The 18,358-nt window shown below is 41.6% G+C and carries 19 protein-coding genes; 12 read left to right on the plus strand and 7 right to left on the minus strand.

Annotated features, from left to right (window positions below):
- Positions 1-2: 2 nt before the first annotated feature.
- Entirely contained in the window at positions 3-1,532 is a 1,530-nt protein-coding gene (locus J0656_RS16905; protein ID WP_237688978.1) for a prolyl oligopeptidase family serine peptidase, read from the minus strand.
- A 266-nt stretch (positions 1,533-1,798) separates the two neighbouring features.
- Here J0656_RS16905 and J0656_RS16910 point away from each other — a divergent pair, with 266 nt between their 5' ends.
- Positions 1,799-2,641: a 1,4-dihydroxy-2-naphthoyl-CoA synthase gene (locus tag J0656_RS16910; RefSeq protein WP_207036049.1), complete on the plus strand. Its 843-nt coding sequence runs from the start codon at positions 1,799-1,801 to the stop codon at positions 2,639-2,641.
- Positions 2,642-3,294: 653 nt separating this feature from the next.
- Here J0656_RS16910 and J0656_RS16915 read toward each other — a convergent pair.
- Positions 3,295-4,629 (minus strand): serine hydrolase domain-containing protein, encoded by a 1,335-nt coding sequence (locus tag J0656_RS16915; RefSeq protein ID WP_207036051.1) that lies wholly within the window; start codon positions 4,627-4,629, stop codon positions 3,295-3,297.
- A gap of 51 nt (positions 4,630-4,680) precedes the next feature.
- Between J0656_RS16915 and J0656_RS16920 the strand changes: the two genes are divergently transcribed.
- From J0656_RS16920 to J0656_RS16945, 6 genes are all read left to right on the plus strand, one after another.
- On the plus strand, positions 4,681-5,553 hold the full coding sequence (locus tag J0656_RS16920; protein WP_207036053.1) for a pirin family protein: 873 nt from the start codon (positions 4,681-4,683) through the stop codon (positions 5,551-5,553).
- Between the two features lie 188 nt (positions 5,554-5,741).
- Positions 5,742-7,076, plus strand: a complete 1,335-nt coding sequence (locus J0656_RS16925) for an FG-GAP repeat domain-containing protein (RefSeq protein ID WP_207036055.1) — start codon at positions 5,742-5,744, stop codon at positions 7,074-7,076.
- The gene (locus J0656_RS16930) at positions 7,067-7,510 is read left to right on the plus strand and encodes a 3D domain-containing protein (RefSeq protein WP_225605891.1); all 444 of its coding nucleotides are present in this window, start codon (positions 7,067-7,069) and stop codon (positions 7,508-7,510) included. The genes J0656_RS16925 and J0656_RS16930 overlap by 10 nt, the downstream gene beginning before the upstream one ends.
- Positions 7,497-8,156, plus strand: coding sequence for a peptidoglycan recognition protein family protein (locus J0656_RS16935; RefSeq protein ID WP_207036057.1), 660 nt, complete (start codon positions 7,497-7,499; stop codon positions 8,154-8,156). Before J0656_RS16930 ends, J0656_RS16935 begins: the two co-directional genes overlap by 14 nt.
- The gene (locus J0656_RS16940) at positions 8,156-9,604 is read left to right on the plus strand and encodes a M14 family zinc carboxypeptidase (RefSeq protein WP_207036059.1); all 1,449 of its coding nucleotides are present in this window, start codon (positions 8,156-8,158) and stop codon (positions 9,602-9,604) included. Before J0656_RS16935 ends, J0656_RS16940 begins: the two co-directional genes overlap by 1 nt.
- A 38-nt stretch (positions 9,605-9,642) precedes the next feature.
- The gene (locus J0656_RS16945) at positions 9,643-10,242 is read left to right on the plus strand and encodes a 3-keto-disaccharide hydrolase (RefSeq protein WP_207036061.1); all 600 of its coding nucleotides are present in this window, start codon (positions 9,643-9,645) and stop codon (positions 10,240-10,242) included.
- Positions 10,243-10,299: 57 nt separating this feature from the next.
- On the opposite strand, the gene J0656_RS16950 is transcribed toward J0656_RS16945, so the two are convergent.
- Both J0656_RS16950 and J0656_RS16955 read right to left on the minus strand, forming a co-directional pair.
- Positions 10,300-11,247: a 3-keto-disaccharide hydrolase gene (locus J0656_RS16950; RefSeq protein WP_207036063.1), complete on the minus strand. Its 948-nt coding sequence runs from the start codon at positions 11,245-11,247 to the stop codon at positions 10,300-10,302.
- A gap of 72 nt (positions 11,248-11,319) precedes the next feature.
- Positions 11,320-12,402: a vWA domain-containing protein gene (locus tag J0656_RS16955; protein WP_207036065.1), complete on the minus strand. Its 1,083-nt coding sequence runs from the start codon at positions 12,400-12,402 to the stop codon at positions 11,320-11,322.
- 215 nt (positions 12,403-12,617) lie between these two features.
- Here J0656_RS16955 and J0656_RS16960 point away from each other — a divergent pair, with 215 nt between their 5' ends.
- A complete protein-coding gene (locus J0656_RS16960) occupies positions 12,618-12,869 on the plus strand; it encodes a MoaD/ThiS family protein (protein ID WP_207036067.1) in 252 nt (83 codons plus the stop codon).
- A gap of 16 nt (positions 12,870-12,885) precedes the next feature.
- A complete protein-coding gene (locus J0656_RS16965) occupies positions 12,886-13,518 on the plus strand; it encodes an NTP transferase domain-containing protein (protein WP_237688980.1) in 633 nt (210 codons plus the stop codon).
- Here J0656_RS16965 and J0656_RS16970 read toward each other — a convergent pair.
- The 3 genes from J0656_RS16970 to J0656_RS16980 are packed head-to-tail and all read right to left on the minus strand — an operon-like array spanning position 13,515 to position 14,873.
- Positions 13,515-13,661 (minus strand): hypothetical protein, encoded by a 147-nt coding sequence (locus tag J0656_RS16970; RefSeq protein WP_207036068.1) that lies wholly within the window; start codon positions 13,659-13,661, stop codon positions 13,515-13,517. The two genes, J0656_RS16965 and J0656_RS16970, sit on opposite strands and share 4 nt — an antisense overlap.
- 58 nt (positions 13,662-13,719) lie before the next feature.
- Positions 13,720-14,358, minus strand: coding sequence for a GntR family transcriptional regulator (locus tag J0656_RS16975; RefSeq protein ID WP_207036070.1), 639 nt, complete (start codon positions 14,356-14,358; stop codon positions 13,720-13,722).
- Between the two features lie 38 nt (positions 14,359-14,396).
- On the minus strand, positions 14,397-14,873 hold the full coding sequence (locus J0656_RS16980; protein WP_207036072.1) for a DUF5004 domain-containing protein: 477 nt from the start codon (positions 14,871-14,873) through the stop codon (positions 14,397-14,399).
- A 144-nt stretch (positions 14,874-15,017) separates the two neighbouring features.
- Between J0656_RS16980 and J0656_RS16985 the strand changes: the two genes are divergently transcribed.
- From J0656_RS16985 to J0656_RS16995, 3 genes are all read left to right on the plus strand, one after another.
- On the plus strand, positions 15,018-15,809 hold the full coding sequence (locus J0656_RS16985; protein ID WP_207036074.1) for a hypothetical protein: 792 nt from the start codon (positions 15,018-15,020) through the stop codon (positions 15,807-15,809).
- 106 nt (positions 15,810-15,915) lie between these two features.
- Positions 15,916-17,286: an aldehyde dehydrogenase gene (locus J0656_RS16990; RefSeq protein ID WP_207036076.1), complete on the plus strand. Its 1,371-nt coding sequence runs from the start codon at positions 15,916-15,918 to the stop codon at positions 17,284-17,286.
- Between the two features lie 133 nt (positions 17,287-17,419).
- Positions 17,420-18,187: a universal stress protein gene (locus J0656_RS16995; protein WP_207036078.1), complete on the plus strand. Its 768-nt coding sequence runs from the start codon at positions 17,420-17,422 to the stop codon at positions 18,185-18,187.
- The last annotated feature ends 171 nt before the right edge of the window (positions 18,188-18,358 follow it).

An 18,358-nucleotide genomic window follows, 5' to 3' on the forward strand; every position in this document is an offset into this window, starting at 1 on the left:
ATTTATTTTTTCAGTTGTTGTAATCGATGGAGGGCATTTTGACTTTGAGGATTTAATTTTAAGGATTTTTCAAAATTCTCGATGGCCTTTGCTTTATCGCCCATAAATAAATATCCTTCTGCCAAACTATCATAAAGGTTTGAAGAATTTGGATAAAGTTTTGTTGCCAATAAAAATACGTTTATTCCTTGTAAAGATGTTTCTGGATTAAAAACAAGTTGTAACCCTAGAACGTTTAGATTGCCCTCTGGAATTTCTAACGAAGGATGCATCGCTAAAATAGAATCATGTAGTTGTACCAAGTTCTCGTAATTTTGATTTAATGCCAACTGATTAAAATCTTGAAACGTGAACACTTGTTTTTGTGGTTGTTTGATTTTCTGAGTGATCAGTTTTTTTCCAATTCCATTGTTTTCTGGGCTATTTTCGATGAACCCCAATGCTTTTTTATCCTTATTCAAAGTAGCTTCCAAAAAATTCAATGTGTACATCGCAGCCCATTTGTAAGATTCCATAATTTCAGAATCGCTTTTGTCTTGTCTTTTATCCCTATCTGCAAAAAGGACCCCCAATGTGCTAAAGTAGCTATGGGTTAAGTTATGAAACCTTAAACGATGAACCTTGCTGTTTACTATGCTATCGTATAATTGAAACACAGTGTTGAGTTCGGAATCAATCTTATCTTCCTTTAAAACTGTTTCGGGAATTTCCTTCTGGGCCATATGGGCATATGGAACGTCTATTTTTTCAGCATCAAAAAACGGGGATTGTTCTAGCGATTCATATTGATATCTTTCTGTACCGTCAAGGCTAACAATTGCTTTTATATTGTCGTTACGATTTTGCACTATGATATTTGATAACCCCCCAAAGCTGAAGCCCATTAGGGCAATCTTTTCATGATCAACAAAAGAAAATTTCCCAGCCTCCTTTATCAAAAACTCCGTATCCCTGGCCTGTGTTTCAATTTCCCTTGCAGAGTTGCTGCTGAACCAACGGGTTTCCGTTCCTCTACTTGGACTTGATATGACCACAAAGCCGTGGCTTGCCAAATATTCACAAAGAGCAAAGTTCTCGATGGATGATGCTTGGAAACTTGGTCTGTAAATGACTGTTGGTAATTTTCCTTTTGCAAATTCCATGTTGGCATAAGCCGTCGTTATTTCCGTAAGGTGTTTTTGGTTAGCAGGCGTATTTTGGTAATAAAACCACTTCAATATTTGATCATTGGGCAGATGCTCCCATTCTTCTTCCTCTTTTAAAATTTCAAGATAATCCAAGACCGTCAACGGTTCCGCATCATCCACATTCTGTTCAGTGGGATACCATATACTTACCAGAATCGGTCTTTCAATTTTTTCATTGGTGTAGTCAAAAACTCTACTATAAGTTCTTGTACTATCATAGGAAGTATAATGCTGAAAACCCACTTTGAATTTTCCATTGTCAAGGTCAATTTCATCAAGAGAGGTCTGAGAAACTATTGAGTTGGTTTGAAGGAATATTAAAAATAGTAGAATTGTCAATCTCATGATAAATCGGTTAGTGTTCACTTTAAAAGAGGGTGTTATTGAACTATTGTTACAGTTTCAATTGTCTATAAATAGGTTAATGGTGATTTTCATAAATTAATTTTAAAGTTGAAAAAAAATAAAACTACCTCAAGGTTGAGCAGGCATTAATCTATTGTCAATCATTAATTTAATCAAATTATTCTTTTAGTGGTGCCGGAAGGAACAATTCAAAACGACAATAATCCAGAAATTCCGTTATTTGTATTTCAATAAAAACTACAACTATGGAATCACCCAACTGGCAAACCGCCATGGAATTCGAAGATATTACCTATAAAAAATGTAATGGTGTGGCTCGTATCGCCTTTAACCGCCCCGATATACGCAATGCGTTCCGACCCAAGACCACCAGCGAGCTGTACAAAGCTTTTTATGATGCGCAAGAAGACACCTCCATTGGAGTGGTGCTGCTTTCCGGTGAAGGACCATCGTCCAAGGACGGTAAGTGGGCCTTCTGTAGCGGGGGCGACCAAAAGGCCCGTGGACACAAAGGCTACGTAGGCGATGATGGTTACCATCGATTGAATATTTTAGAGGTGCAGCGTTTGATTCGTTTTATGCCCAAGGTGGTAATTGCCGTAGTGCCCGGATGGGCCGTTGGGGGAGGGCACAGCTTACACGTGGTGTGTGATATGACCCTTGCCAGCAAGGAACACGCTATTTTTAAACAAACCGATGCCGACGTTACCAGTTTTGATGGTGGCTACGGCTCCGCATATCTCGCCAAAATGGTAGGGCAGAAAAAGGCCCGCGAGATTTTCTTTCTAGGACGTAATTATTCCGCACTAGAAGCGTATGAAATGGGTATGGTGAACGCTGTCATCCCTCATGATGAATTGGAGGATACTGCATACCAGTGGGCCCAGGAAGTATTGGCCAAATCACCGACATCCATAAAAATGCTGAAATTCGCCATGAACCTTACCGACGATGGCATGGTCGGACAACAGGTGTTTGCAGGCGAAGCTACGCGATTGGCCTACATGACGGACGAAGCAAAAGAAGGTAGAAACGCATTTTTGGAAAAGCGTAAACCCGACTTTGGCAAGGACAAGTGGATTCCGTAAGTCAATTTACAGCTACCAATAAAAAATTTACAACTACCCATTGTCATTTTCTGAAGCAGTGAAATGGTTGAAGCATCTATATGTCTCGACTGCGCTCGAAATGACAAGAAATGAACAATTGTAGTTGTCACATCGAGCGCAGTCGAGATGCGTTTTGATTAATTCAGGATGTCCCCAAATAGAAAAGAGCCTTGCCGTTATGGTCAAGACTCTTTTACGAGAACACTATATGAAAATGAAAAAATTACTTTCGTTTTTTATTACATAGTAAAAGTAGCTCACCTCTTCATTTTGTTGAAATTATTGTTGTGAAGTATCCTTTACCTGTTGTCATCTTTATATTTTAGGTGATTCTGTGTTTGAGAACATAGATTTCTCGACTGCGCTCGAAATGACAAAAAATAAAGAACTGTAGTTGTTACATCGAGCAGAATAGAGATGCGTCTTGGATTAATTCAGGATGTCCCCAAATAGAAAAGAGCCCTGCCGTTATGGTCAAGACTCTTTTACGAGAACACTATATGAAAATGAAAAAATTACTTTCGTTTTTTATTACATAGTAAAACTACTACGAGAGTTCCCGTAAACGAAATTATTGTTGTGAAGTGTCTTAATTCTGTGGTTTTTCAAGTATTTTGATATATCTCATCGATTTACGGTACCGCTTTTACGATGTTCGACAGCACTCCGTTGACATCAAAATACGGTTCCTCGGCCAAACCTGTGCGCACAACCACCAAGTCTTTGGAGGGAATCATGAACACATGTTGACCTTCAAAACCATTGCAAGAAAACATATCCCTGGGCACATCCGGATATTTCCCTTCCGCATTCAACCAAAAATGAGCACCGTAAGTACCGTTGGAATTTGCGGTTGGAGTTGTAATGTAATCTATCCAAGAAGCATCAAACAGTTGTTCCCCGTTCCAATTCCCCTTATCCAAATGTAATTGTCCAAAACGTGCCCAATCCCGTGTACTCGCCCATGCGTAGGAGGAGCCCACATAATTCCCTGCAATATCAGCTTCCATAACCATGGAATACATCCCTATTTTATCGATTAAAGCGGAGTAGGGGAAGTCCAAATACTCTTGATGGCTCCTAAATTGCTGCTTTAGTATTCCCGAAAGCAAATTTGTGGTCCCCGAAGAGTAGTTCCATACTTCAGTTGGTTTTGCTATCGCTTTTTTATCACGTTGGGCCTGGGTCATATCACTGTCCAAGAACAGCATTCGTGTAACATCAGATATTCCGGTATAATCCTCGTCCCACGCTAATCCGCTTTGCATGCGGAGTAAATGATTTAGGGTAATGTTCTTTCGCTCATCATCCTTCCATTCAGGAATGGGAGCGGGCCAATCCATTTCCAACTTTCCTTGGTGTTCCAAAACACCATAGCAAGTGGCCAACACACTTTTGGTCATGGACCATCCCAAAATAGGCGTATCCTTATCGAACCCATCAATATATTTTTCGGCGATCAAATGTCCTTTGTACAGAATTAGAAAGGTTCGTGTTTTTTGAGTTTCAGGCTCGGCGAAGGCCATGGCGATGGCCTTGTTGATTTGATCCATATCCACATCAGCCAATACGGTATCCAATGGCGCCGCTTGTCCATACGGGTAAGGAATGGTATCGACAGGTTGGTTTCTTTGAGGTCTTATTGTTAACGCTTTGGGGTCGTAATCATCATTGATCAAAACGGCTCCAAGACCATCACGATATACTGCTGTACGCTCCATCATCCCATAAACGGTTGAAGATGCGGATTGCTCACTCTCATCAATCTCAGTAGATGCTATTTCAATTAAGGGAGCACTATTGTCATATTGATTCATACTGGCAGCGGAACGATGCGCCAAGAAAACACCAGATGCCACATTTTTTGCAGCATAACCGGAGATAATGTTCAATTTGGGATAATTTAGGTAAACGACAACCCCTATGATTACGACAAGGAGCAGCAAAACACGTTTAAGTAGTTTCATGGTATAGGATGTATTTGTAACTTTCTGCTTCTAAATATAAACATTTAACCTATGTCCAACATTGGATTGATCATTGAAGAGCGTAGTAGGGATATTGGCGATTTTTTGGTAGGAAGATTGATTCCTTTCCGCAAGAAGCGTATGATCGGCCCCTTTATTTTTATCGACCATATGGGACCTACAAAATTAGGACCTGAAAAGTATATGGACGTGGACCAGCATCCGCACATGGGTCTTTCCACTTTGACATTTATGTTGGAAGGTGAGATCAACCACGAAGATAGCCTCGGGACCCATCAACGTATTAAACCCGGTTCCGTTAACTGGATGACGGCAGGAAAGGGTGTGACCCATACCGAAAGGACGCCACAAGATTTGCGCAACGGCAATACGTTTACAGCGCATGGTTATCAAATTTGGGTAGCATTGCCAAAAGAATTGGAGGACATGGAACCTCAATTCCATCATATTGATGGCGAAGACATTCCCAAATGGACCGATGGCAGTACGGAATTTAAATTAGTTGCGGGCGAAGGTTACGGAAAAAAATCCCCGGTACCCGTGCATTCCAATCTTTTTATGGTAGAAGTAATGGCAAAGGAAGCGTATTCCTTGAATGTAAACGGTAACCTAAAAGGTGAAATAGGTATTTGTATAGTCGAAGGCGGCATTGAAGCCTGCGGAGAAACGGTTGGCGAAGGAAATATTCTGGTGTCAAAAGTAGAAGATACCTGCAACATAAAACTAAAACCAAATACACATTTAATGTTGTTCGGGGGCGAACCTTTCCCTGAGGAACGTTATATTTATTGGAATTTTGTTTCTTCCAGTAAGGAAAAACTGGAGCAAGCAAAAAAAGCATGGGCCGATAAAACCTTTCCCATGATGGAAAACGACAACACCTATGTGCCATTACCCAACTAAAGATAAACCAACTCGCTTAAATTTTAAGACAGAACCGACCAATGCCGAACAGACCAAGTATTACCCCACTACTTTTATTACTTTTAATTTTTATTTCTTCCTGTAAAAAAGAAAAACCAAAATCCCCGGAGGCTGAGCTCTATACAAAATATTGCGCCAGTTGCCACTTAGCTCCTAAATTGGACGAATTGCCCAAAGAAATATGGGAAAAGTCGGTGCTTCCAGCAATGCTGGAGCGTATGGAAGTGGAAGGGATCAATGAAGGTGCAAATGCTGGAGCACCAGGCTTTAGACCTAAACTAACCTTTGAAGAATGGGTACAGATTCAGACCTACGTACTGGCCAATGCGCCCGAACATTTGGAAGCGATAGACGTACCCAAGGCAGATACCTTGAACCAATTTGTGGCCAAGCCATATGCCGTTGATGAACAAAATGGTGGTATGATCACTTATTTGGAATTTCTTGAGGATAATAACCAAGTCCACTATGGAGATCTCACAGGAACTTTAGGGTCTTTTAATTTTGACAAAGAAGCCTCTGAACAAATTTATCAAGGCAAGACACCTATAACTTGGTACAGTAAAAAAGATTCCATGGAAATTATCAGTGAGGTAGGAATCATCCGTCCATCCGAATTGGAAAAAGGAAAAATACTTCGCAAAATTGGAACGGATACATTAGCTGTGGACCAAAGTTTTCATAGGCCCGTCCATACTTTATTGGAAGATTTGAACGGTGACGGCAAAAATGAAATCGTCGTGAGCGAGTTCGGCAATGAATCCGGTCGGTTGTCACTTTTGATCGAGAACGAATCTGGAGGGTATGACAAAAAAGTATTGCTCAACCTACCCGGTGCCATACGTACTGTGGCAAAGGACATGAACAATGATGGCAAACTCGATATTGTAGCCTTAATGACCCAAAGTAACGAGAGCATTACTGTTTTCCATCAGACTGAAGATTTAGTGTTTGAAGCCAAAAAACTTTTGGAGTTTAGTCCTTTGTTCGGAACAAGTTGGTTCGAAATAGTAGATTATAATGGGGATGGATTGGACGACATCATAACAGTTCAGGGGGATAATGCGGATATTTCGTATGTTCACAAACCCTACCATGGAATGCGAATCTACCTTAACAAGGGGGGCAACGAGTACGCTGAGTCCTATTTTTACCCAATGTACGGCGCTACAAGAGTGCTTTCCAGGGATTTTGACCAAGACGGTGACATAGATTTTGCTCTGATCAGTACATTTCCCAATTATATGGAGTTTCCAGAACGCTCCTTCGTGTATTTGGAAAACAAGGACTCGGATACATATGAGTTTTCTACAAAAATATTGGCAGACCCCGCTTTGGCGCGTTGGTTTTTGATGGATGCTTCGGACATTGATGATGACGGTGACCTGGATATTGTACTTAGTTCATTGACCTTGGGCTTCACGCCGGTTCCCGATGTGTTGTCCGACCGATGGAACAACACCAATGTGGACATTATGCTCTTGGAAAATTTATTGCATTGAAAAACTGTGTTTTCATACTGATCATTATTCTTGCGGGATGTTCATCAAAAGAAGATGAAACAAAGCCCAACAAAAAATATGATTGGTACGGACACGAAGTCACGGCTTCTGCCTATAACTCCGTATTTTGGCAAACGGATAGTATCAACCCTTCCGTTGCGGCTTGGGGAGATACCTTAAAACCTGGCATGAAAGTCATCGCAGTATCCAGAGACCTTATCAAAAAAGGATTAACACACAATACCATGGTTAAAATTGATACTTTCCCGGATACTTTTTACGTGAAGGACAAAATGCATTGGCGTTGGAGAAATCGTATTGATATTTACATGGGAAAAGATGTAAAAAAAGCTAGGGAATGGGGCAGAAAAAAACTGATCATCTGCTACGCCGTTCCCATTGATTCTATAAATACTCCGAATGAAAAAAACTAGTTTAATTGTATGGGCCTTGGCCTTGGGAGCATGTTCCACCCAAAAGGAGATTGTGGATATTCCCATTATTTTTGATGAACAACGTGTGGAACTGACCAAAGAATACTTGTTTAACCGGTACAAGTTGGAGCAGGATACCCCGGAAATCACGCCCAAAATGGTAGTGCTACATTGGACGGCCATTCCATCCTTAAAAAAATCGTTCGAAGCTTTCAACCGGTCTACCTTACCCAATTGGCGACCCGATTTGGTAAACGTGAGCGGACTAAATGTAAGCTCCCATTTTTTGGTGGATCAAGATGGCACCATTTACCGATTGATGCCGGAAACCACCATGGCAAGGCACACCATTGGATTGAACCATTGTGCCATAGGGATAGAGAATGTTGGCGGTACCGAAGGATTGCCATTGACCAAAAAACAGTTGCGTTCAAATATTTATCTGGTGAACTATTTAGCATCAAAATATGACATTGATTATGTAATCGGTCACCAAGAATACACGCTTTTTGAAGGACATCCTCTTTGGTTGGAAGTTGATGATGGCTATCGTACCGAAAAAACAGATCCAGGAATGGATTTTGTGGAAAAGGTTCGAAATGCCACTAAAAAATTTAACTTTAAACCTGTTCCAACAAAAAAATAATGATAAAGCAACTTTTACTTTCGGCTGTCTTCCTTCTAGTTTGTAATGTGCAGGCTCAGGACGAACTTACCTCCAAGCTATACGAAACATATGATGATTACAAAGAATCGAGCATCGGGAAACGAAGGATAAAGCATGCCGATATCCAACCCTTGATCGAAAAATTCAAGGCGAATCCTAAATTTGAAGTCCAAAAAGTAGGAGAGTCCATTCAGGGGCGGGATTTACACCTGATAAGCATTGGTTCGGGGGACAGCAATATATTTTTATGGTCCCAAATGCACGGTGACGAGCCCACGGCCACCCAAGCTATTTTTGATATCCTTAATTTTTTGGATGCTCCTGAATTCAAGGAAGAGAAGGAAGCAATCCTATCCAAGTTAAAACTTCACTTTTTACCAATGCTCAACCCGGATGGCGCAGAAGTATTTACTAGAAGAAATGCCTTGGGAATAGATATCAACAGGGATGCCCTGCGCCTGCAGTCTCCCGAAGGGCAAACCTTGAAGCGCCTTCGTGATAGCCTTGATGCCGATTTTGGTTTTAACCTTCATGATCAGAGCAAGTACTATAATGCAGAACGGACCGACAAACCCGCAACTATTTCATATCTCGCCACAGCGTATAATTACGAGAAGGACATCAACGATGTTAGGGCCAATGCCATGAAAGTGATTGTTTTTATGGATAAGATCATACAAAACTATGCACCGGGACAGGTCGGTCGGTACAGCGATGATTTTGAGCCTCGTGCCTTTGGTGACAACATTGCTAAATGGGGAACAAGTTTGATCTTGATTGAATCTGGTGGGTACCAGGGAGATCCAGAGAAACAAGAAATACGTAAGCTCAACTACGTTTCCATTCTTTCGGCACTGTACACTATTGCCAACCAATCGTACAAGGATATTCCCATTGAGGATTACGAAAAAATTCCCCACAACAATCGTATGTTGTTCGATTTGAAGATAGAGAATGTTACCTATGAGCTTTTGGGCAAAGACTATATTATTGATTTGGGAATCATCAATTATGAGGTAGATTTAAAAGGCCACAACGAGTTTTATTACAAAAGTTCGGTTGCCGATCAAGGAGATTTATCAACTTATTACGCCTACAAAACTTTTGATGCGGAAGGTTATACCATTGTTCAGCCTAAGGTGGCCAAGGTGGCACGAATCGATAATCCCATGCAGTTGTTGCAGGATGGCGTGGCCTATGTAAAAACGGAGAAGCCGGAAAAAAGCACTTTTGTACACTTTCCGTTGATATTGGTAGATGAGAAATTTGAATTAAAAAGTTTTAGCATGCAACCGGGAGCAAACCCGACATTCTTTCTAAAGAAAGGTGGAAAGTTGACTCATGCCGTGGTCAATGGATTTTTGATAGACCTTTCCAAGCCTTTGGAACAGCAGAATACAGGAAACGGCCTGATTAACGGCAAATAGATTTTAGAAAAAGTAAATAACCCTTTTAGCACATAAAAATGAAGAAACAGATTTTAGTAGGATTATGCCTGTTGGCAGCACAATTGACTTTTGCACAAGAGTCCATTACTCTTTTTAACGGTGAAAACCTCGATGGTTGGATCAATCATGGAGAAGAAAAGTGGTTTGTGGAAGATGGAGAGCTCATCTGCGAGAGTGGTCCGAAAGGTGAATATGGCTATTTGTCCACAGATAAATTCTATAAAGATTTTGAGTTGACCTTGGAGTTTAAACAAGAGGCAGATGGTAACAGTGGTGTTTTTATTCGTTCCACTTTTGAAGGTACCAAAGTAACCGGTTGGCAAGTAGAGGTTGCCCCTCCAGGAAAAGATACTGGTGGAATCTACGAATCTTACGGTCGTGGTTGGTTGATAAAGCCCGACCCAGAAAAAGACAAAGCCCTAAAAATGGGGGAGTGGAACACCATGAAAATCCGTGTGGAAGGTCCCGAGGTAACTTCTTGGCTCAATGGAGTAGAAATGGTTCATTTGGAAGATGAAAAAATTGGAGAGGGCGAAGGTGCCATCGCATTACAAATCCATGATGGAGGTGGTATTCGCGTAAAATGGCGAAACATAGAACTCATCCCTTTGGATTAAGAAAAAAGAAAAGCCCGATTATAGCAATCGGGCTTTTTTTATATGAATGCTGAATTCTTAATTCTTTAATGGGGTCACTTCAAAAGCTCTATACTCAATGGGTCCGTGATCTCCCTGAATCATGAATGGGCCAGGCTCACCTTCTTTACTGTCCAAAGCTCCTCCTGTAATCCCGGGAATAGTGGCATCGGAAATAACGGTTTTGCCATTAAGCGTTACCGTTACCCGTCGTCCTATCAAGGTAATATCGTATGTCTGCCATTCACCTGCTGGTTTGGACGCATTCTGATTGGGTTCCAAAAAACCGTAAACACCTCCCAAATAGATATCGGCAGGTTCCAAACCTTCGCTATCCACAATTTGAACTTCGTAGCGTCCGCGCAAATAAACCCCGCTATTGCTACCTTCTGGGTAACGGAATTCTACATGCAGTTTAAAGTCTTGGAATTTTTCATCAGTAATCAAATTGGAACCTGATTCTGGACTGGTTAAAATACCATCCTTTATCACCCATTGGTTCTTTTCGCCATCTACGTGCCAGCCAGTAAGGTCCTTACCATTGAACACCTCAATGGTTTTTCCCCATTTAGGATTTTCGGTATAAGCCAGTTCAGGTGCCTTAACTCCGGTCCAATTGATGATGGAACCATCGGTGTAGATCATTGTACCTTTCAATTCTTCACCATCCAATTCACCATGGAAAATCATATCGCTGCCTTTTGGTTCCCACTGATTGGGGATACTAAAGGTGAATTTGTTCTCTCCATAGGTTTCCACTTCAGCAATGGGTCGTGCGCTACCAAAAGCAAACACAAAACGCCCCAATAAAGTAGCGTTTCCGGAGTGTTTAATTTCCAACCAAGAAGGGGAGGGCTTGCCCATAAAATCCATTTCCAAATCCCATCGCCCCTCTAGCGGACTGATGTGTTGGGCATAAAGACTACTCGCAAAACCTAAGAATAGGGTGCAAATGAAGGTGTAAATCGTTTTTCTAGGGTTAATCATAGTTATGTTCAGTTTATTGCTGAACAAGATACGTATAATCCTAAAATTAGCTAGTCCGACAACTAAGCTGATTTACTCGCAACCTCCCGTAAAGCCTTTAGCGCTGAATTTGGTCTGTACAGCTCCCTGTAAACCATTGTGGGTAAGTTGAATAACCAAGTTGCTTTCGCCACTGCCATCACGTTTTGGGGTACAATATTCGAACAGATAATAGCTTCCAGCTTGTTCCTCCACACGTTCGGATATATCGTTGAAAGTATTTTCCAACTCTTCGGAGTTGCTGGCGAACACACTGGCTGTTTTCCCGATTTGCTCTAAAACTTCGGTGTCGATTTCGGCACCAAGTCCAATAGAGAAGAAAGAAATGTTACTATCCGCTTCCTCTACGGCACGAAGGGCGTCGGACTCCCTATAACGAGAGGCTTGGTCGGTACCATCGGTGAACAATACCACGGAAGCAGCATTGATCACATCAGAATTTTCATCCAGTAAATCCTCGGCAATGTTTGTTGATTTGATTACCGCACCATACAAATCTGTTGATGGGTCACTACTAATGTCAGTTGTGATTCCATCCACAGAAGCGGTTAGTTCTTCAACAGAAAACGTCAATGGGTTCAATAGGTGAAGTTCATCCTCTCCATCAAACCAATAAATGGCCATTCTGAAGGATTCTGAACCAGATGCGGGCATTACATTATTGATAAAACTTGTGGTAGCTACCTTTAATTCATCCAAACTACTTTCCAAAACACTGTTGCTCAAATCCAATACCAAGAGGGTATTGTTGTTGAACACCTGTGAATTGGGAGAAATTCGTGCGAAGGACTCCGATGATGATATGGAGTTAAAGCAATCATCGTTCCTACCTTGTTCATAAATCGAGAATTGGTCAGCGGATAGACCTGAAATAGGATTGCCCATAAGGTCGGACACTCTAAAAAGAACAGAGACCTTGCCGGGTTGGGTGGTATATTCGTCCTGAATGGACAATAGAATCTCATTTTCATCAAAACCTAGGCAATCATCCGGCTCTTCTCCAAGACCAAGCTCCCTGTCATCAATGTCAAAACTCACATCGTCGTCAGCATTTCCACAAGAGAATAAAATGAGTCCAAGGGATATAAGGAAAGTAAATCGAAGTATATTTTTCATTTTCATATAAGTTAAGGTTCTGCATGCAAAACGCCGAATTTAAAGGAAAAGTATGTATGATGGCCAGAATTAAATTAAAGAAAAGTTAAAAGAAATTCCTGCTTGTTAAAATGATAGGCGTTCGGGCAATTTTTAATATTTTCACCTTTTAATATAACCTACCAGCCTATCTAACCAAGATTCAAAACAAACAATAACGCTAATAGGTTGATATTATGACTATACTATTGTTCGGGGCTACCAAAGATATTATTGGAACTCCAACGTTGTCCGTGCCCACGGCAAGCTTGTCCGGAAAAAAAATACCCAATACTGTAGGTGAACTCAAAAAATTTTTGGAAAACACCTATCCAGAACTCAAATCCATACCGCAGGTGACCATTGCGGTGAATCAAAATTACGCATCGGATGGTGACAAAATCAATTCGTATGACGAAATTGCACTGATACCGCCACCGCGGGTATGATAGTTAAAACAAAATCTTGAATCCAGAACACAGCACCAAAATCGCAAACCATGCATCCCAATTATTTGGGCTGGTGCTGTCCGGTGGCAAAAGTTCAAGAATGGGCAAGGACAAGGGACTTGTAAATTATCATGGAACTCCTCAGCGGGAATATTTGTACTTCCTGTTAAAAAAGGTCTGCGATAGTGTGTTTCTGAGTATACGACAAGAACAGTTGCCAGAAACTCCAACAAGCTTTAAGACCGTTGTGGACCAAGATAAATACAACGGTCCCTTTAATGGTATAATGAGCGCTTTTGACGCCCACCCAAATGTTGGATGGTTGGTGATTGCCTGTGATTTACCGTTCATGGACCTACCGTCGTTACAGCAATTGATAGGGAAAAGAAACCCTGAAAAATCTGCAACCGCCTTTAAAAACCCAGATACGGGCAATCCTGAACCCCTATGCTGTATTTGGGAACCGAAAGGATTGAAGGAAGCTCTTGATTTTCTAAAGAATTCCGATTATCCAAGCCCAAAACAAGTTCTAATGGATGCTGGGATCTCACTTGTTCAGCCTAAAAATGAGCAAGTGTTGTTCAATGCCAACTCATTGTCGGACTATAAATTTGTAAAAGGTAAGCTAAAGGAGCAGGAGGGAGGTTAGTTTTTTGGAAATGCCCTTTTATGATTGTCCAAATCTAAGGTTTCAAAATCTTGGAAAGTTCCACAAGAAATCTGTCTTTTCACCAGTGATTTGGATTTCTTTTTTTTGGTACGTGATTCTATTTCTTTGTTCAAGTAATTCATGGTGAATTATTTTACCTAAAAACGAAATTAGAATTATTTTAGTATGACAATCAGAAGATTAACCATTTTTAACACTGATTTGCGCTTCAATATGTTCCAAAATGGACATCCAGTGCATACGTAGAATCAATGCGGCCGTAGGCACATTGTCTTCTTGTATGGCATCTACCACGGAACGCGTCTGTGTACTTAGTTTTTTGAAGAATCCATGATCTTTGATAAAATCATGTTCATAAAAATGAAGCCGAACTTTCAGGTCCTTTAAAATTTGTAAGAGCACTTTATTTGGGCAATGCTGTACCAAATGATTATGAAAATTGAACCTGGCCCGTAACCCTTCTGAAATAGTGGTGGTTGCTTCAAGTTCGGACTGCATTCTGGCCAAGGCATCCATTTCATCAGGTTCAAACTTTGAACTCTCCAAGGCCATCACTTCCAATTGGGCCACAATTTCAATTAAGTTCTTGACTTCTTGTTTGGAAAGCTTGGCTACGACAAAACCACGATTGGGCACCGCTTGTATCACCTGGGCTTGCTCCAATTGGGTCAATGCTTCACGAATGGGCGTTACACTAATGCCCGTTACCCGGGAGAGAGCGGCCAAATTAATCGTCTTGCCCACTTGCAATTCCCCATTTTGAATCTGTCGCAATAAATGCTCTTTGATCTTATCTCTTAAAGCCGACAACTTAGCCATACGCAAAGGTTAGTGCTTTTTAGGGGAGCAAGTCAACACTATTGTTTTTCATAGATATAGGATGAAACCCCTGGCAATTCTTCATCCTTGTTCCAAATGAGCTGGTCTCCCATCAATTCAAAATTGCTGTTCAATATACTGCTTCCCTGAAAAGCTACATTGGAACCATCGCTTGCCCAGGCACCTGTAGCGAGATTGGTTCCGGTACAGTCCACATAATACCTATTGTTGGTGATGGAATTGATGGTAAAACTAGATTGCTCAAACTGGTAGGTGGTATCTGCATTAAAAACTAGACTCCCCGACACACAATCCTCTTCTTCCATCAAATTAGTGGAGGATTGGCCATCACCATCCACATCGACTTCGCTACTTAAATTAACCTCTACCAATACCCAAGTGCCTACAAGTTCTGCATTGGAAAATCCGGATTGACCATCGTCACCATCCTCACTACAAGATACCATCAATACAAGTGTCAACATCAATAAGATAGGTAGTTTGATTTTTTTCATGAGACTGTTTTAGCTCGATGAAATTAAGACAATTTAAAGGAAATAGGTTCAATCCGTCCTGCATTTCATCGAATTGAAGAAGCTCCTCCACACTAAAAATGAACGTGTTTCGTTGTTCTACCAACACATCTATAACCAAATAACATGAAGAAATTTAATCTACGAAATTTAAGCATCGCCTTTTTGACCATTGCCTTTCTTGGCTTTCAATCGTGTAGCAAAGATGGGATGTCCGGTGATGGAGAAACCCTTTCACAAGCGGAATTACAGACTATTTTGAATACCGACGATATTGCCGGAGCTGTTGATACTGCCCTAGCAGAAATAATTGGCGGGAATTCGGACGAAAGTGTCACCGTTGGCAAGGAAGGTGAGTGCTATTCCGCTGAATATACCGAAACAGGTTTTGTGGCAACTTTCAACAATTGTATGCTCAATGGTACCGATAACATAAACGGAACCGTTACCGCCACCTACGAAGTTGGGAGCGAGATGACCACTTTTACCGCCACATACCAAGATTTTTATGTTGGGAACATCAAAGTAAATGGAACCAGGACATTTGAGATTTCCTCAAGTACAGAGCAAACCTCGGTTTCGTTCTCCATTATCAGCGATATGTCCATAGAAATGGAAGATGGCTCCGTGATTTCCGAAAACGGTACCAAAACATTTACCATTGCTTTTGGTGACAGCTTGGAGGGAACCATGATTTCCATCTCCGGAAGTTGGAACGTAGAAGCCGATGGAAACGTTTATGCCGTTGAAACTTTGGAAGTCCTTCAAGGAAGCGCAGCTTGTGAGCATATGACCACCGGAACCATGGTGGTTTCAAAAAATGGATTGGCCGTTACCGTGGACTTTGGAAATGGTGAATGCGACGATGTGGCCACGCTTATTTATCCAAACGGGGCTACTGAAGAGATTTCTCTTTAAACACACTAAACAACGTAATGAAAAAGCATCGGTAACCCCGGTGCTTTTTTGTTTTATGGAAGATGCTGTTCCCAAGTTTGCCTATATTTAAAGAAACAATCAGTTTATGGTGAAGCAATTGGTAGCTGCTCAGAACGACTTTTTTGCCACACAGAAAACCAAGGATGTCAGCTTTAGAAAACAGTATCTCAAAAAACTGCAACAAGAGATCATAGATCAGGAAGATGCGATTTGTGATGCACTCTATGCCGATTTTAAAAAACCCAAGTTCGAGAGTCTGGCCACCGAGACCCAATTTGCGCTTTCGGAACTGAAGCATGCCATTAAAAACGTGGAATCCTGGAGCGAACCTGAACGGGTTTCGGCCTCTTGGTCCAATTTTCCGTCCAAAGAATGGATCCAGCCCGAACCTTATGGAAAGGTGCTCATTATTTCGCCATGGAACTATCCTTTTATGCTGGCCATTTCGCCCTTGATCGGTGCGTTGGCCGCCGGGAACACCGCCATACTAAAACCGTCCGAGTTCAGTACGAACACTTCCAAAATCATCTCGCGGATTATCCGTAAAGTGTTTCCGCCCGAATATGTGACCGTGGTGGAGGGTGGAGTAGAGGTCTCCCAACAGTTGCTTGCCGAAAAATGGGAATATATCTTTTTTACGGGCAGCACCAAAGTGGGCAAGATCGTCTATAAAAGTGCCGCGGAACACCTGACTCCCGTGACCTTGGAACTGAGCGGAAAAAATCCTTGTATTGTGGACGAAACAGCTTCCATAAAATTGGCCGCAAAGCGTATTGCGTGGGGAAAATTCATCAATGCGGGGCAGACCTGTATCGCTCCCGATTACATTTTGGTGCACAAAAACGTGAAAGATGCGCTGGTGAAGCACCTAAAACAGCATATCATGGATTTTTATGGGGAAAACATGGAAACTTCCAACGATTTTGCCCGTATTGCCACCGACAAACACTACGAGGAGCTTAAAGCTATGCTTGAAGGGCAGCCCGTACTGTTTGGGGGAACTTTTGCCGATAAAGACCGATATATAGCGCCCACTTTAGTGGATGAGCCCCAACTGGACAGTACCATTATGGAAGGGGAGATATTCGGCCCCATATTGCCCATTATCAGTTATACGGAGGAAAGCGAGCTGGACACCTATATTACCAAGTACCCAAAATCGTTGGCGTTTTATGTGTTTTCGGAAAACAAAAAATTTCAAAAACGTTTGATGTACAGCTATTCCTTTGGTGGGGGCGCCATTAATGATACGGTGGTGCACATCAGCAACAAGGATTTGCCCTTTGGTGGCGTTGGGGCATCGGGGATAGGGGGGTATCATGGAAAACATACGTTTGAGCTGTTCTCCCACCATAAATCCGTTGCCAAAAGAGGTACTTGGGTGGATGTACCCCTACGTTACGCGCCCTATTCGATTTCCATGGATTTGGTCAAAAAAATCAAACATTTGTTTTAAAGGGATGACAAACCATTAATTGTGGACGTTGATTTTTGACAAATTCATATTTTTTTGCCAAACAAACGTTAAATCACTGACCCATAGGCAGTTTGATGCTAACTTTAGAAGTGACCACAATAAATAAACGCCTATGGAACCTACACAGAAAAAATACCGCATTGCGGTATTGCTGGATATGTCCAAAAATTCCGCCTTTGTATTGACCAGTGCCTTGGAACTGGCCAAACAGATGGATGGAGCCGTAGAAGTGTTTCATGTACAACCTTCGAGGGCAAGTCGGCAGGCCAATCCCAATTACGTATCTACACAGACCGAAATCGAGGCATTGATCAACAAAATGGAAGCGAAGGAACAGTTGCCCATCAGTTACAAAGTGGAGTATGGCCGCGTAAAGCATCGCGTGCGGGATTATTTGGCCCTACAAAAACCCGATATTTTGGTTTTGGGCAAGCGCAGGCCCAAATTGGGCATTTTTGGGGAAAGCATTACGGATTTTGTGGTCAACCAAACGCAGAGCACCAATGTGCTGTTATTGGGCGAGGATGACAAATTTCACACATTCAAGAACATTAACCTTGGATTTTTTGGAAACGAGCTCAAAGAATCGGATTTGGAGGTAATCATGGATTTGACCCGTAACAGCGACAAACCTGTGCGACATTTTGATATTTCGCAGGATCCATCGCAAAAACGGATATATCCGTGGCACAAAACGGTTTCGTATCAATTTCCCGAAGGTACCAATGCCATGAATGGTCTGGTGAATTATGTGTCGCATACCCGTACACAATTGTTGTGCGTTCCCAAAACAGCGGGCAAACAGATTATGCTCCGATCTAACCCGATCAAAACCGTAATTCGAAAAACAAAGGTGCCGTTATTGATTCTGCCCAAATAAGGGATTGGGGAGATGGTGTTGTGGGTTTTGATTTATTCTATTTTACATAATGTAAATTATAGTACAACTGTTGACAATTAGACACTTACAGTTTTTTCGGGATTCTGATAAAATATGTAGGAAAAAGAAACGATTAAAAAAAAGGAAAAAGGGCGAAGATAATTACCAGTT

Source organism: Flagellimonas aurea, from assembly GCF_017313785.1.
Taxonomy (GTDB): Bacteria; Bacteroidota; Bacteroidia; order Flavobacteriales; family Flavobacteriaceae; genus Flagellimonas; species Flagellimonas aurea.